The organism is Flavobacterium alvei (genome assembly GCF_002920895.1).
Taxonomy (GTDB): domain Bacteria; phylum Bacteroidota; class Bacteroidia; order Flavobacteriales; family Flavobacteriaceae; genus Flavobacterium; species Flavobacterium alvei.
Window position 1 is genome coordinate 25,813 of the sequence record NZ_PQVG01000009.1, and the last position, 16,330, is coordinate 42,142.

Here is a 16,330-nt window from a genome sequence, read left to right on the forward strand (position 1 = left end):
AAAGTACATTCACCAAATGATGAAAGATATCTCTATAATTATTGCACTCTTTTTAACTAGTATTTTTTCCTATGGAAAAGATTATTATGTTGCACCAAATGGGAATGATTCCAATATTGGTAGTAAAGACCAGCCTGTTGAGACCATAAAAAGAGCACAAGAATTAGCCAGTTCGGGAGATACTGTTTACATCAGGGGTGGACTTTATTCGATGAGGGAAGATCAAATAGCGAGCTATCAACGAGCTTATGCTTATGTCACACAACTAGACAAAAACGGCATCAGTTATTTGGCTTATGCTAACGAAATTCCAGTATTTGATTATAAAAACGTTAAACCTACAAATAAACGTGTTGTCGCTTTTTTTGTCAAAGGAGATCATATTCACGTTAAAGGCATTGAAGTTATTGGTGTTCAAGTAACCATAACAGGGCATACTCAATCCGAATGTTTTGAGGTTCAAGGCAGCAACAACACATTGGAACAACTGAAAATGCACGACGGAATGGCTATAGGAGTTTATATGCTTTCGGGTTCCAATAATCTCATCTTAAATTGTGATGCCTACAACAACTGGGATTCTGTTTCAGAAGGAGCAAAAGGAGGAAATACTGATGGTTATGGCGCACATCTCAAAAAAGGAAGTGTCAATAACATTTTCAGGGGGTGCCGAGCTTGGTTTAACAGCGATGATGGATTCGATTTAATCAACAATGCAGAACCCGTTTTAATAGAAAATTGCTGGGCTTTTTATAATGGTTTAACATCCGATTTTGTGAGTCGTGGTGATGGCAATGGGTTTAAAGTTGGAGGTTATGCCAAAGGTAGAAGGCCTTATAATGATGTCGTGGAGAATTTCACCCCAATTCCCAAAAACACCATCCGTTTTTGTTTGGCTGTCGGAAACAAACAAGGTGGTTTTTATGCCAATCATCATTTAGAAGGAAATTATTGGTACAACAACACCGCTTATAAAAACCGAGTAAACTACGATATGTTAAATTGTTTAGCCCTAAATCCAACCGATTTTGGTTCTGATGGCCCAGGTTGGAATCACGAAATGGTCAACAACTTAGGTTTTGCTGCTAAAGCAAAAGAATTAGGAAATATTGACAAATCACGTTGTGTGTTGAAAACGAATTATTTTGATTTAAATGTTTCTTCATCGGATTTTCTAAGCCTTGACGAAAGTTTTCTAACAGAGCCAAGACAAGCTGATGGAAGTCTGCCTAAAACAGACTTTTTAAAATTAGCTCCTTCCAGTAAATTAATCAATGCAGGAACTAATATTGGATTTCCATTTCAAGGTAAAGCTCCCGATTTGGGTTGTTTTGAATCCGATGCTAGTCATTAGAACATTAAGATTTTTAAAATAATTGCCATCAAATTGTTTCAATACTTTTATGTAAAATTTCAGAATATGAAAAATAGTATTTTAATCATCACCCTATTTTTAAGTAGTTTGTATTCTTTCGGAGCAACTTTTTACGTCGCTCCAAATGGTGTCGATACCAATGCTGGAGACCTAAACAATCCCGTTGAAACAATTCAAAAAGCACAAGCATTGGCTAGTTCAGGGGATACGGTTTATATAAGAGGCGGACTTTATTCTATGAGGGAAGACCAAATTGCTCGTTATAATAGTATTTGGGCTTATGTAACAGAACTTAATAAAAATGGCATCAGTTATTTGGCTTATCCCAATGAAACTCCAATTTTTGATTATAAAAATATTAAACCTGCTGATTATCGCATATTTGCCTTTTTCATTACAGGAAGTAATATTCATATTAAAGGGATTGAAGTAGTTGGTGTTCAAGTAACGATATTGACCCATACCCAATCCGAATGTTTTGATATTCAAGGAAGCAATATCACGCTTGAACAAGTAAAAATGCACGATGGTATGGCTATTGGAGTCTATATGACAAAAGGCTCCAATAACTTGATTCTAAACTGTGATGCCTATAATAATTATGATTCTGTTTCCGAAAGTGGAGTAGGCGGAAATACGGATGGTTTTGGTTTTCACTTAAAAAAAGGAAGTGTCAATAATGTGATTAGAGGATGTCGTGCTTGGTACAATAGCGACGATGGTTATGATTTAATCAATAATGCGGAGCCTGTTTTAATTGAAAACTGTTGGGCTTTTAATAATGGCTATTCCATTAGTGGAACCAATAAATTTGTAAGTCGTGGCGACGGAAATGGTTTCAAAGCCGGTGGATATGGTGCTGGCGGAACTCCTTATACCACTATTCAATCCAGTTACACGCCCATTCCAAAAAACACTATTCGATTTTGTCTGGCGGTCAGAAACAAACAAAGCGGTTTTTATGCCAACCACCATTTAGACGGCAATTATTGGTACAACAACACGGCCTATGTTAACAAAAGAAACTACAATATGTTGAATTGCGTAGCATTAAATGCAACCGATTTTGCCACTGATGGCCCTGGATGGAATCATACCTTGGCAAATAATTTAGGTTTTGCCGCTACCACGGCCGAATTGGAAAATATAGATAAACCACGTTGCTTCTTAACTTCTAATTATTTTGATATGTCGGTAACGGTTAATAGTTCCGATTTTTTAAGTACTGATGAAACGCTTTTAACGGCTCCAAGAGAAGCCGACGGCAGTTTGCCTAAAAATGATTTCCTAAAATTAAAAGCAGGAAGCGACATCATTAATGCCGGAACGGATATTGGTTTTACGTTCAAAGGAGCAGCACCTGATTTGGGTTGTTTTGAATTTGATAGTTCATTGGGCTTGAAAGATTTTACCGAAAAGAAAGGAATATACAATTATCCAAATCCGTTTTCCACGGAAACCAATGTCGTTTTTTATAATGATTCCAACTCTAAAATTACCCTCTCGTTATACAATTTGGCGGGTATGAAAGTTATGGATATCCCTGAAAAAACATATTCCAAAGGAGAAAACACGATTGCATTAAAGAGAGACGGATTAGCATCTGGCAATTATATTTTGGTGATTAAAAGCGATGACTTTCAAAGAAACAGTAAATTGATTACGATTCAATAATACTATTTCTATGAAAAAAAGCATCCTAATTATATTAACGCTATTAGTATCAGCTGCAACATTCGCCCAAGAAAAGCCGAATGACAATTTTAATGATATCGAAAAAGACTTTGCTACGCCACCTTACAGTGTTAAAACAGCGGCTTATTATTATTGGTTAAACGATCATATCTCCAAAGAAGGCGTAGTGAAGGATTTACACGCGATGAAAGAGGCCGGGATTAACCGTGTTTTTATTGCCACCAATATTCGCAATCGGACAAGTTGGTCAAGAGATTTAACCGGTCAGTCTTTTGGAAAAGCCAAAGTTTTCACGGAAGAATGGTATGAAGTTTTGCATACTGCTTTGAAAACGGCCACTGAACTGGATATTGAAGTTGGCTTGTTTAATTGTCCTGGTTGGAGCCAGTCCGGCGGGCCTTGGATCAAGCCAGAGCAAGCAATGCGCTATTTGGCTTCTTCAGAATTATACGTTAAAGGGTCAACAAAAATTTCAAAATTATTGGCCAAACCTGATTCATTTTTCCAGGATGTGAAAGTACTTGCTTTTCCGGTAACTGCCGGTTATGGGCAAGATCTTCAGGATAATTCAGATATAAAACTTGTTCCTTCTCAATTGCAATTAATTCCTTCGGCAAAACAAGATAGTGCCAAATATGTACTTTCGGGTAACGAACCCACATTAGATATTATTCTTCCAAAACAAACAACGGTTCGCACGCTGTCGTTATACTCAGCAGGTCATTTGGATGCCACGGCAGAACTCTTTGTAAAAGTGGATGCAGATTTTAAAAGTGTCAAAAAATTTGAAGTCTTTCAAACAAAAAACGTGGAAAATCTGGCAAAGGTATTCAAACCTGATGCCCGTTTTGATTTGGCTTTAGGGGAAATTCAAGGAAAGAAATTCCGAATTGTCTTTCATCCAAGAGGAACAAAACAAAGTAAAATCAGTAAAATCAGTTTGGATCAAACTCCAGTTTTGAATAATTATATTGAAAAATCATTGGCAAGGGTAGCCAATTGGGGAGCAGCGAAAGACCAAACGAAAGATTTGAAATTCCCCCAGACACAAGAAGTATTAGATATTTCCAAATATATGTCGGCAGATGGTGTTTTAAACTGGAATGTCCCTGCCGGTAATTGGTTGATTATGCGAATGGGAATGCGATATATTGATGTCAAGAATGGCCCAGCCTCTTTTGAAGCCGAAGGGTTGGAAGTGGACAAAATGAGTGCGGCACATATTGCCGAACATTTTGATGCTTTCATTGGCGATATTATGAAAAGAGTGCCGCCGGAAGACCGAAAAACATTCAAGACAACTGTTATTGACAGTTATGAACGTGGCGGACAGAATTTTACCGACGGTTTTTTGGAGGAGTTCAAACAACAATACGGGTATGACGCTACGCCTTTTCTGCCGGTATATGATGGACATATTATAGGGAATACTGATATTTCCGAGCGTTTTCTTTGGGATTTACGCCGTCTGGTTGCAGATGATATCTCTTATAAATACGTTGGTGGATTGCGGGATGTCAGTCATAAATATGGATTGACAACTTGGCTAGAAAACTATGGACATTCTGGTTTTGCGGGAGAATCGCTGCAATATGGAGGACAATCTGACGAGGTTGCAGGAGAATATTGGTGGTCACCAGGGAAAACGGATGGTAAGTTTGAATCCCGTATCGCCGCTTCGGCAGCTCATATTTATGGTAAAAATAAGGTTTGGGCAGAATCTTTTACCAGTGGTTCTTGGACAGAAAATTATGCTTTTAGTGCTTATCCCGCCGATCTTAAAAGAGTTGGCGACTGGGCATTTATTGAAGGAATTAACAGCACACTGTTACACGTTTACATTCAACAACCTTATGAAGATAAATATCCCGGTGTGGATGCGTGGTTCGGTACCGAATTCAACAGAAAAAATACTTGGTTCAGACAAATGGACTTGTTTACAACCTATCACAAACGTTGCAATTATATGTTGCAACAGGGTTTAAATAAAGCAGACGTGGCTTATTTTACAGGCGAAGACGTGCCCCAAATGTCAGGTGTGGTAAGCCCTGCATTGCCTACGGGTTATGATTATGATTTTATAAATGCCGAAGTCATTTTACGTGATTTGTCTGTTAAAGACGGTCAGCTTGTATTGCCACACGGTACTTCCTATCGAATATTGGTTCTGCCTAAAAAACAAACTATGCGACCGGAATTATTAAAAAAAATCGAGGAATTGGTTGCCCAAGGAGCAGTAATTTTGGGTTCGGCACCAAGCAAATCACCGAGTTTACAAGGATATCCAAATGCAGATTTAGAAGTACAACAATTGGCACAAAAATTATGGGGAAATAGTCCAACTAAACAACAGCAGTACGAAAAAGGGATGGTCTTGAATAACATAAACTTATCCGAAGCATTGGCCTTGCTTAAAGCAACACCCGATTTTTTCTCCGACAATAAAGACATTCACTATAAACATCGCTCAGTAGGCAACAAAGAGATTTATTTCTTAGCCAATTCGAGTACTAAAACTATCGACTTTCAAGCCACTTTTCGAGTGAAAGGTTTGCAGCCCGAATTATGGGATCCTTTGACAGGGGAAACTCGTGTTTTGGCAAATTACGAAACATCTGGGAATGTAACTGCAATACGGTTGCAATTGGTAGCAGTCGGAAGTGCTTTTATTGTATTTAGAAATCCGGGACAGTCCCCTTCAAAAGTAATAAACTCCAATTTTCAAGAGCCACTGGTACTAAAAATTTTAAACAATAAATGGGAAGTACAATTTGAAAACGATTCGGTAAAACGAGGACCATCAAAACCAGTAGTCTTCGAGCAATTGACTGATTGGTCACAAAATAGCGATGAGCGCATTCGTTATTTTTCGGGAACAGCGATTTACACCACGACTTTGAATTTAGAAAAAGGAAACAAGGACGAAAATCTCTATCTTGACCTTGGAGAACTCTCCGCTATGGCGAAAGTGAAGATTAATGGGGTCTATGTGGGAGGAGTTTGGACAGTTCCTTATCGCGTCAATGTCACAGGAAAACTTCACAAGGGACAAAACAAGATAGAAATTACCGTAGTCAATACATGGAAAAACCGATTGATTGGCGATTATTCCTTACCCGAAAAAGACAAGATTGTACACTCAGAAAATGCCGATTTGAATGCTAAAAGTTCCTTGCAGCAATCGGGACTATTGGGACCGGTAAAACTTATTTCCATCAAAAATTAATTTAATGATTTATATTTCAACAAGATGAAACATACTTATATTTCTTTTGCAAAAAGGTTTTCAGGAAGCATAAAACTGCTCTTTTTAGTGGCAATGCTTGCTTTAACGAATCTTTCTTTTGCTCAAATCAAATTTGACAACATTCTCTATGGCGCATCCTATTATCACGAATATATGCCTACCGAACGTCTCGAAAAAGATGTACAAATGATGCAGGAAGCTGGAGTCTCTGTGGTTCGTCTAGCCGAATCTTCTTGGAGTGGTTTTGAACCACAGGAAGGCAAATTCGAATTTGCTTGGATGGATCGAATTATCGACCGTTTGCACAAAGCGGGGATAAAAGTAATAGTTGGTACCCCTACTTATTCTATTCCTGCGTGGTTGGCGCACAAATATCCCGAAATGCTTATTGAATATGCCGGCGGTCGGAAAGCCGGTTATGGTATTCGTCAAAATGTTGATTTAACGAATGCTTCCTATTTGTTTTATTCCGAACGCATTATCCGAAAAATTGCCGAACGTTATGCGAAACATCCTGCCGTGATTGGTTTTCAGGTGGACAACGAAACGCTTACCCGTGGTGTCAATAATCACGATTTTCAGGTAGGTTTTGTCAATTATTTGAAAGATAAATTTGGAACCGTTCAAACATTAAACAAAATATGGGGTTTGAACTATTGGGGTATGGCCTTGAACGATTGGAGTGAATTTCCTGTACGAGACGATGTTACAAATACGGCGCATAAATTGGAATGGGAACGCTATAAAATGAAAGTGATTGCAGATTTTCTGACTTGGCAGACCAAAATTGTTGATGAATACAAGCGTCCCGATCAATTTGTTACGCATTGTTTTATGACGACTCCCGAAATAGACAAGCCCCAAACAAGCGAGTTTATGGATATTTTGGGATTGAACAAATATCCTCCAGCACAGGATAAATGTACCGGAGCCGAATATGCAATGGCAGGAGATTATATCCGCTCTGTGAAAAAATCCAATTATCTCGTTACCGAAACCACAGGACAAACCACAGGATGGGATTCTAAAGACCAACATCCACCCTATGATGGACAATTGCGCTTGAATATGTATTCGAATATTGGTTCGGGTGCCAATATGGTGGCGTATTGGCATTGGAGCTCTCTTCATTATGGACAAGAGACCTATTGGAAAGGAATCCTGTCACACGATTTGGAACCCAACCGAGTGTATAACGAAATGAAAAAAACGGCACAAGAACTTAAAAAATTTGGTTCTCATCTCGTTAACTTAAAAATCAAACCACAAGTAGCCATCCTTTTTAGTTATGATTCCAATCACGCCTTAAACATTATGCCATATAAGGATGGTAGCAATGCGTATCGCACACAAACCGACCAGTTGCACCGCGCTTTGTACAACAACAGCGTGGCAGTGGACTATATTTTTGCTGAAAGACCGAATCTAAATTTAAAAGAGTATAAACTGGTAATTGTTCCGCCTTTATATGTGGCTTCCGATGCTGTCTTGACAGCGATTTCCGATTATGTAAAAGAAGGTGGTCAAGTAATTATGATGTTCAAAAGTGGATTCACTGATCAAAACTCGATGGTACGAACAGAAGTGGCACCAGGACCACTTCGCAAAGCTTGTGGATTCTACTATCAAGAGTTTGCCAACATCGAAAATCTGAAGCTAAAAGACAATCCGTTTAATGTTGCCGATAAAGAAAATACCGTTTCGGACTGGGCTGAATTGATTATCCCGGAAACAGCCCAACCATTGGCTTATTACGACCACCCATTCTATGGAAAATATCCTGCGATTACGAGTAATAAATTTGGTAAAGGAACTTTGGTTTATGAGGGTTGCCGCCCTTCCGATATATTGCAAGAAAAAATAGTGATGGCAGCGATGGAACGTGCTGGCATTAAAACCAGTGACCAAAACATCCATTGGCCTTTAATAACCAAACAAGGGACGAATGATTTTGGTAAAAAAGTCCATTTCTATTATAATTATTCCTCGAAAGCGGATTCTGTAAGTTATGATTATCCAGACGGAAAAGAGTTAACTTCCGACCGTAAAGTCAAAAAAGGTGGAAAATTAGATTTAGAACCTTGGGGCGTTCAAGTTGTCGAAGAAAATTAATTGAAGCTAAATATGAAAAGTACCATCCTGACCTTTTTGTTCATTCTGTTTTTCCTTCCAAAAAGTGTAGCTCAAAATGATTCCGCATCAAAATTTGAAGTGTTTACCAAAGACCAAAAAGCAAGCATTTTATACGACAAAGCCATAACATTGGATTCGATTTTGGCTTATTCCTTGGCGGAAGATATTTTCAAAGTTAGCGGTTTCAAACCCTTGGTTACCCAAAACAAGGCTGCTGTATCGGGCAATGTCATCGTCATTGGACGGATTCAATCGAAATTGGTGCAATCTTTTTTGGATAAAAAAAATGATTTCAAAAATTTCGAAAAACAATGGGAAAGTTATGGCTACAAAATAATTCTAAATCCCAATTCTAAAATCACCAAAGCCTTTATTATTGCCGGAACCGACCCTAGAGGAACGGCTTTCGGAGTTTTTGATTTAAGCCAAAAAATGGGCGTTTCACCTTGGTATTGGTGGGCTGACGTGCCTGTTGCAAAACAAAAAGAATTGATTTTAACCCAAAATTCATTTCAATCCAAAGCGCCATCGGTCAAATTCAGGGGAATATTCCTGAACGATGAAGATTGGGGATTGCGACTTTGGGCAGCCAAAACTTTTGAACCTGAAGTGGGCAACATTGGACCTAAAACCTATGCTAAAATATTCGAATTGTTGTTGCGCTTGAAAGCCAACACGATTTGGCCGGCAATGCACGAAGGAACGACAGGTTTTTTTAAAGTCCCAGGCAATGCCAAAATAGCCGAAGATTATCAAATTGTGGTGGGAACCTCGCACGCCGAACCGATGTTGCGCAACAATGTCGATGAATGGAAAGAAAAGGAAATGGGGCATTTTAATTATGTTTCCAATAGAGATAATGTCCTTAAATACTGGGAAGACCGAGTAAAAGAAAGCAAAAATGTCGATGCCATTTACACCATCGGAATGCGTGGCGTTCACGACAGCAAAATGGAAGGCGTAAAAACCAACAAAGAAGGAGCGGAATTATTAAAACAGATCATAAAAGACCAACGAAAGTTGTTTGAAACCCACATCAATCCTGATGCGACGAAGGTTCCGCAAGCCTTCACGGTTTACAAAGAAGTTTTGGACTTATACGATGAAGGTTTACAGGTTCCGGATGACGTGACTTTGGTCTGGACAGACGATAATTACGGCTACATCCGAAGGTTGAGCAACGAGCAAGAACAAAAGCGTTCCGGCGGTGGCGGCGTGTATTACCACGCTTCCTATTGGGGAAGACCGCACGATTATCTTTGGGTTGATTCGGTTCATCCTGCCTTGTTGAGGGAAGAAATGATGAAGGCTTATGCATCTAATTGCAAAGAAATCTGGATTCTGAATGTGGGCGATTTGAAATCGATTGAATATTCGACCACGCTTTTTTTGGATATGGCTTATAATGCAAATTCTTTTGAGGATGCATCCAATGTCAAAAAGCATATGAGTCAATTTTATTCGTCGATTTTTGGAAAAACTTACGGAAATATGATTGCGAACTCAAAATGGAACTATTTTGATTTGGCTTTCGAAAGAAAACCCGAATTTATGGGCTGGAGTCAAACCGAACCGACTACCAAAACTAAACAAACGGCCTATAATCCGTTCTTTTTTGGGGATGAAAACCAGAGAAGAATTGACCAATACCAAAATTTGGAAAATCAGGCCGATGCCATCAAAAGCAAATTGCCGAAAGAACTTCAAGACGCTTATTTCCAGTTAATCTATTATCCAACAAAAGCGGCTTCGTTGATGAACAAAAAGTTTTTGTATGCCGACAAAGCCAACATTTATGGCAAACAAGGGAGACTAAATGCGAAGGATTTTGCCTTGAAATCGGAAAATGCGTTCAACGAAATTAAAGCCATTACCCAAGAATACAATCAAATCGGGAACGGAAAATGGAACTTCATTATGGATATGAGTCCACGAAAATTGCCCGTTTTTGATAAGGCAAATATTGAAATTCCATTGCAAACTGATGGCGTTGATTCAGCAGGGATTTTGGTAGAAAACGAAACCGATTCTAGTCCAAATGAAAGTAAACTGACATATTCTCAAGATTCGAATACTTCCCATTTTGTTGACTTATTTCTAAAGAAAGATGCGGTGGTTTCGTGGCAATTGCAAAACCTTCCGGATTGGATTATTGCCAATAAAAAAACTGGAATTTTGAATGCTGCAACAAACAATTCGGAACGAATCCAAATCAGTATTGATTGGAATCAATGGAAGAAAAATCCAATTGAAAAAGCGCAATTCAGCATCGTTTATGGCGAAAAAAAGAAAGTCATCACTCTTGAAATTGATTCCAATAATGCAGCTGTTGCTAAAAACTCTTTTGTAGCAATTGACAATAAAGTAGTGATTTATGCGCAAAACTTCACTAACATAAAAAATCAAGGAGCCTATGAATGGAAGAAAATAGATGGGTTGGGTTATAGCAAAGCGGCGATGCAAGCTTATCCGCCAACTACACTTTTTCAGACTGATTCTTCTTCTTACTTAGAATATCATATTCATTTAGATAATTTGAATAGTTTAGATGCAGAATTGTTTTTATATGCCATTCCAACCCTTCCTCTAACAGACAAAAACGGAGTTCGTGTAGGCGTGCAATGGAATAATGAACCTATGCAGATAGTTGATTTTGCAACTGTTGGAAGAAGCGAAGAATGGAAACAAAACGTTCTGTCTAATAAAGCAACCAAAAAAATAGCCCTGAAATCTTTTAATAAAGGAAAAAACATTTTAAAAATACATAAGATCGACCCAGGCGTGGCATTGGATTATTTTTACCTCAATTTGGATAAAAACAATCCAGTTCCTTATTCGATTTTACCAGAAACGGTGAAGAATTAGAGTTGGTTTTTGTTTACAGGACACAACAGGATGCCAACCAATACATATAATTATATTTTAGTAAAAAAATATAAGCGTAAAAAAACACTTAATTTTTATGCCTTTATCAAAAAATGGCGTTTAAAAATAATTACTATGAATAAAATTTTACCCAAAACAAGACTATCCATTTGCATTGTTACCCTTTTATTTTTCAGTATTATCAACACTTCATTTGCCCAAACTTATACTTGGGTTGGAGGAGTGGATACTAATTTTTATAATGTAAATAATTGGGATAATACTGCCATTGATTTTGCTGCTTTAAACTCGGCTACTTTAATTTTTAATGCTGGAACACCTTATGACCCAATTAATGTAGGACATTCAGGTGCTGATGTAATCGCAAAAAGACCCGGTGTCGTTACTGTAAATGTTGGTGCAAACATTATAATTACCGGTACTTTTTACCCCTATAATGATGCCAATTTAAACGGAACAATTACATTAAATGGATCCGCTAATTTTAATGGTAGAAGATATGTATATTTAGGTAAAGGGGCTGGTGGAACTTTAAATGTAAATTCAGGAAGTATAAACAGTAATTTCAATCTATATATTGGAAATGGTACAGGAGGAAATGGTACAGCCAATATAAATGGAGGGACACTTTATGCTAATGCGTCATTAGAAGTAGGAACTGGAACGGGAAATCCTACTGGAAACTTAAATATTACTGGAGGTACAGTCGATGTCAAAACAGGTATTAACATTGGAACAAATGGTCATATTTATATTAGTGGTCTAGGGCAATTAATAGTAACTGGAGATAAAAAAACAGCACTTGAAACCCACATTGCTAACGGAAAAATTACGTGTACTGCAGGAAAAACTTTAGATGTTGTTTACAATGGAACCAGAACAGTTGTAAATATTGGACAAAATCCAAGTAGTATGCTTACGGAATATCCCTCCTACATTATACTTAAAAACGGAATTATCGAAGCAAAAATTGACAAAAACACCAGCAACCTTGTTTCGATGAAAATTAATGGTGTTGAAACTTTATATGTAACTACTTCTACTTCCAGAACGGGTGGTTATTATGATTTTACTACTTCTTATGGATTTGAAACCATATTTGGAGCAACATTTAGTGTAAAAGAAGAAACTGCAGATTATATTGATGTTTCATTCTCCAGACCCTATTCTCCAGGAAATAATGTGACTCCATGTGATGCAGACATTCATTATGTGTTAAAAAAAGCCGATAAAGGACTTTATACCTACTCTATTTTAAAACATAAAGCCACTTACCCCAATTTTGATTTAGGATCTTGGAGACAAGTATTATGGATAAATAGTAGTGTTACAAATAAAATATGTGTAAATGAATTAAAAACATGGGAGATGCCGCAACCTGGCGATGCATGGTCTCCTACATCTATTGCCGAAATAATTAAAATTGAATCTGGAGTGCGTGCTGGAAAATATGATGGTAAATACCAATTTAGTGAGCCATTATATAGTTTAAAAGCTTATGGACATTCATCTGATACAAATAATTTAGGTATTTGGGCAGTTACTGGAAATCACGAATATTTTAGTGGAGGACCAACCAGTCATGATTTAAATTCAGCATCAGGAATTATTCATATATTAATGAATGGGGTACATTATAATTCAACTGGATTTCAAGTGCCGCTTGGCGAAGAATGGTCAAAAATTTATGGTCCTTATTTGATTTATGCTAATCAAAACGCAACAGCAACTGCCAATTGGGATGAAGCAAAAGCAAGAGCGGCAGTTGATAAAACGGAATGGCCATTTAGTTGGTTAACCAATACTCCTGATTATCCCCTAGCTGCGGGAAGAGGAAATATCATTGGAAATTTTAACATCACTGATCCTTCTAAAACCAATGTCAATGGAAACGAAGCTTGGATAGGAGTTACTCAATTAAGTCCAGATGCTGGTGGAAATTGGCAATTCGAAGAAAAAAATTATCAATATTGGGTTCAAACAGATGCTTCTGGAAATTTTGATATTAAAAATGTACGCCCAGGAACCTATACTTTATTTGCCTACAAAAATGGTACTACTGGAGAATATCGACAAGAAACAGTTGTTGTTACCGCAGCAGCAACCACTAATCTTGGAAACATAAATTGGACTATTCCTCGCACCAATGGAAATTTAGTTTTTGAAATTGGAGTTCCTAATCGAACTGCCGAGGAATACAAATTTGGCGATTTCGACTATTGCGAAGGTTTTGTAGAAAACAAATTTGCAGCAACTTTTACTAATCCAATCGAATACAATGTCGAAGATAAAAATTGGCCCACAGCACTTTCTTATGTTCATTCAGCCTATTTCAATGCCGATGGGACAAGATCTGTTTGGGATTGGAATGTAAATTTTAATTTGACTGGGACCATCCCTACCACAGGAAATGCAAAATTAACAATTGCCTATGCCAGTTCAGACCACGCTCAAAATTGGATTTTTATCAACGGAAGTCGCGTTACACCATCTTCTGGATATTATCCACCTAATGGCGGAGGAAATGCATTTTTAAGACAATCCAATCACGCAAAATATGGATTAGCCACTTTTGACATTCCATATAGTAAATTAAAATCGGGAAAAAACACCCTCAAATTGCAAATGCCATCTACATCAAGTGGAGGCAATCACGTGATGTATGATTATATCAGTTTAGAAGGGGATCTAACCACCTTGGGCATCAATTCAAAAGGGGTGGACGTAGCTGATTTCAGAATGTATCCTAATCCTACAAAAGGAATTTTTGAAATTGCCTTGCCGCTTTCAATTCAAGAAACCACTATCGAATTATATACGATGAATATGCAATTGATTTCCAAAAAGGCATATACTCCAGTTAATGGGAAAGTGCAATTAAATATAGAAAATCAAGCTAACGGAGTTTACTTTGCAAAAATTGGAACTACAGGAGTGACTTTTAAAGTTATAAAAGAATAGGTCAGTGGCTTGATGACTTCTTATTAAAGTTGAATAAAAAAGGTTTGATGAAATTGAATTCATCAAACCTTTTTTTAATTTGTCAATTTGAGTTTCATCATTATGTCTGTTTGCTCGTCATTTCCTAATTTGAAAATATGTTTATCAAATTCAACGAAACCGTTTTTCTTGTAAAAACTTATGGCTCTTGGATTTTCTTCCCAAACGCCCAACCAAACATAATCCACATTTTTTTGTTTTGCTATTTGAATGGCTTTGTCGTAAAGTAATTGTCCTACGCTTTTTCCGTGAAATTCTTTCGACACATATATTCGTTCAATTTCAAGAGATTTGCTGTCCTTTAATTCCGTTTGCGATGCTCCAAAGTTGATTTTCAAATACCCAATAACTTCATTTTCAAATGTCGCAAAATAGAATTCGGAGTTTTTGTCATTTAGTTCTGTGGTTAATTTTTGAATGGAAAACCCTTCCTCCAAATAGGTTTTCATATTCTCTTCGGAGTTGGACTTTGAAAATGTTTCTTCAAAAGTTTGCCTGCCAATTTTTTGCAATTGGTCAATGTCGTTTAGCGTAACTTTTGCTATTTCAATATTGGTCATTATTTAAAATGTTATTATTTAATCCCATTCAGATTCACTTCTTTAGCATCCTTTTTAAATTGATTTTCAAGGGCAATTTTCATTTTTTCGGCTAAAACTTGATTTTGCAAAATCACGTTGTTTTTCTCACTTGGATCCTTTTCGATATTATACAATTCATAATCGGCAGGAATGGCAAGGTGTCGAGTTCGAATTATTTTCCAAGGTTTTTGTATCAAAGATTCCTGCAAATGACCTCTTACATAAATTTCTTGATTGGGAATTTCTAAGTCCTTATAGCTATCGGGATCATGTTCAGAAATAATAGACCAAGCATTTTTTCCCTCAACGGTTTTAGGAAGTTTTTTATCTCCAGCCAAAAACAAAAAGGTTGGCAATATGTCTATAATCGAAATGTAACCTTCATTTTTATAATGGACAAGCTGTCCTTTCCAATAAAATACGCAAGGCACTCTGATTGCACCTTCATAATTGGAAGTTTTCCAATCCCTGAGAGGTGTGTTGTCGCCAAGTCTATCATTTGAAGGATGAACTCCATTGTATTCATTTTTGGAATCCCAATCCTCCATAGCACCATTGTCGCTCATAAAAACGATTAGGGTGTTTTTATCCAGATTTTCTTGTTTCAATTTTTCGAGAATTATCCCGATACTGCTGTCCAAATGGCTCATAGCAGCAGCATAATCTCTTCGAGAACTGTTTTTAATGGAATTCATATAAGGGTCTTTCCATTTCTGTTCTTCTTGCAAAGGAAAATGGGGCGCACTATAGGCTAGTTGCAAAAAAAATTTCTTCTTGACATCCCTTTTTTTCGAAAGCCATTGAAGGGCTTCCTTTGTGATTAAATCTGTTGTGTGTCCTTCTTCCTGAATAAATTCGCCGTTTCTGTACCAACTTTTATCTCCGTTTTTATATTTATGGGTATATTGATCGATTTGTCCGTGCAAAAATCCATAGGAATAATCAAATCCATAGGCCTTTGGGCCGCTACTAGGTTGCAAACCCAAATGCCATTTTCCAAAAAGTGCCGTTTCGTAATTATTTTGATGTAATAATTGGGGTAGAGTAGGGATGGAGTCGGGTAGTTTTAAGGTACTCTTGTCACTAATTGGTGCCACAATTCCCATACGGCTCGAAGGTCTTCCTGTTAATAAACTGGCTCTCGATGGAGAACAAGTTGGACTCACATAAAAGCGGTTCAAAATCACACCGTTTTTGGCTAATTTATCAATATTGGGCGTTTGTATTTCTGATCCATTAAAACCTACATCATTCCATCCAGCATCATCGGCAATAATTAAAATGATATTGGGTTTTTCTATTGCCTTTTTTTGGCTAAAGGAAACCCAAAAACAAAACAATAATGCGATTGTTGACGCTACTTTTAGATTAAAACCTTTGTTCATAAATTACTATTAATTAGAAACCCGTTGG

8 protein-coding genes are annotated in these 16,330 nt (G+C 37.3%); 6 read left to right on the plus strand and 2 right to left on the minus strand.

The genetic code is table 11. The features are described from left to right. Positions 1–16 precede the first annotated feature (16 nt). The 6 genes from C3L50_RS14505 (at position 17) to C3L50_RS14530 (ending at position 14,297) form a co-directional block, all read left to right on the plus strand. Entirely contained in the window at positions 17–1,354 is a 1,338-nt protein-coding gene (locus tag C3L50_RS14505; protein ID WP_243400392.1) for a right-handed parallel beta-helix repeat-containing protein, read from the plus strand. A gap of 66 nt (positions 1,355–1,420) precedes the next feature. Beyond that, complete coding sequence (locus C3L50_RS14510; protein ID WP_165784022.1) at positions 1,421–3,049, plus strand: right-handed parallel beta-helix repeat-containing protein; 1,629 nt, start codon at positions 1,421–1,423, stop codon at positions 3,047–3,049. Positions 3,050–3,059: 10 nt separating this feature from the next. Beyond that, positions 3,060–6,296, plus strand: coding sequence for a glycosyl hydrolase (locus C3L50_RS14515; protein WP_103806906.1), 3,237 nt, complete (start codon positions 3,060–3,062; stop codon positions 6,294–6,296). 24 nt (positions 6,297–6,320) lie between these two features. Beyond that, entirely contained in the window at positions 6,321–8,429 is a 2,109-nt protein-coding gene (locus C3L50_RS14520; protein ID WP_103806907.1) for a beta-galactosidase, read from the plus strand. A 12-nt stretch (positions 8,430–8,441) separates the two neighbouring features. After that, positions 8,442–11,315 carry a glycosyl hydrolase 115 family protein gene (locus C3L50_RS14525; protein ID WP_103806908.1) on the plus strand — a complete coding sequence of 958 codons (2,874 nt, stop codon included), beginning with the start codon at positions 8,442–8,444 and terminating at the stop codon, positions 11,313–11,315. A gap of 135 nt (positions 11,316–11,450) precedes the next feature. Continuing rightward, positions 11,451–14,297, plus strand: a complete 2,847-nt coding sequence (locus tag C3L50_RS14530) for a polysaccharide lyase family protein (protein ID WP_165784023.1) — start codon at positions 11,451–11,453, stop codon at positions 14,295–14,297. A gap of 74 nt (positions 14,298–14,371) precedes the next feature. On the opposite strand, the gene C3L50_RS14535 is transcribed toward C3L50_RS14530, so the two are convergent. Beyond that, positions 14,372–14,896, minus strand: a complete 525-nt coding sequence (locus C3L50_RS14535; protein WP_103806910.1) for a GNAT family N-acetyltransferase — start codon at positions 14,894–14,896, stop codon at positions 14,372–14,374. A gap of 14 nt (positions 14,897–14,910) precedes the next feature. Then, entirely contained in the window at positions 14,911–16,302 is a 1,392-nt protein-coding gene (locus C3L50_RS14540; RefSeq protein WP_103806911.1) for a sulfatase-like hydrolase/transferase, read from the minus strand. Between the last annotated feature and the right edge of the window lie 28 nt (positions 16,303–16,330).

Coding starts and splice junctions, on each gene's coding strand:
- C3L50_RS14505 (WP_243400392.1), top strand. CDS start 17: ATGATGAAAGATATCTCTATAATTATTGCACTCTTTTTAACTAGTATT.
- C3L50_RS14510 (WP_165784022.1), top strand. CDS start 1,421: ATGAAAAATAGTATTTTAATCATCACCCTATTTTTAAGTAGTTTGTAT.
- C3L50_RS14515 (WP_103806906.1), top strand. CDS start 3,060: ATGAAAAAAAGCATCCTAATTATATTAACGCTATTAGTATCAGCTGCA.
- C3L50_RS14520 (WP_103806907.1), top strand. CDS start 6,321: ATGAAACATACTTATATTTCTTTTGCAAAAAGGTTTTCAGGAAGCATA.
- C3L50_RS14525 (WP_103806908.1), top strand. CDS start 8,442: ATGAAAAGTACCATCCTGACCTTTTTGTTCATTCTGTTTTTCCTTCCA.
- C3L50_RS14530 (WP_165784023.1), top strand. CDS start 11,451: ATGAATAAAATTTTACCCAAAACAAGACTATCCATTTGCATTGTTACC.
- C3L50_RS14535 (WP_103806910.1), bottom strand. CDS start 14,896: ATGACCAATATTGAAATAGCAAAAGTTACGCTAAACGACATTGACCAA.
- C3L50_RS14540 (WP_103806911.1), bottom strand. CDS start 16,302: ATGAACAAAGGTTTTAATCTAAAAGTAGCGTCAACAATCGCATTATTG.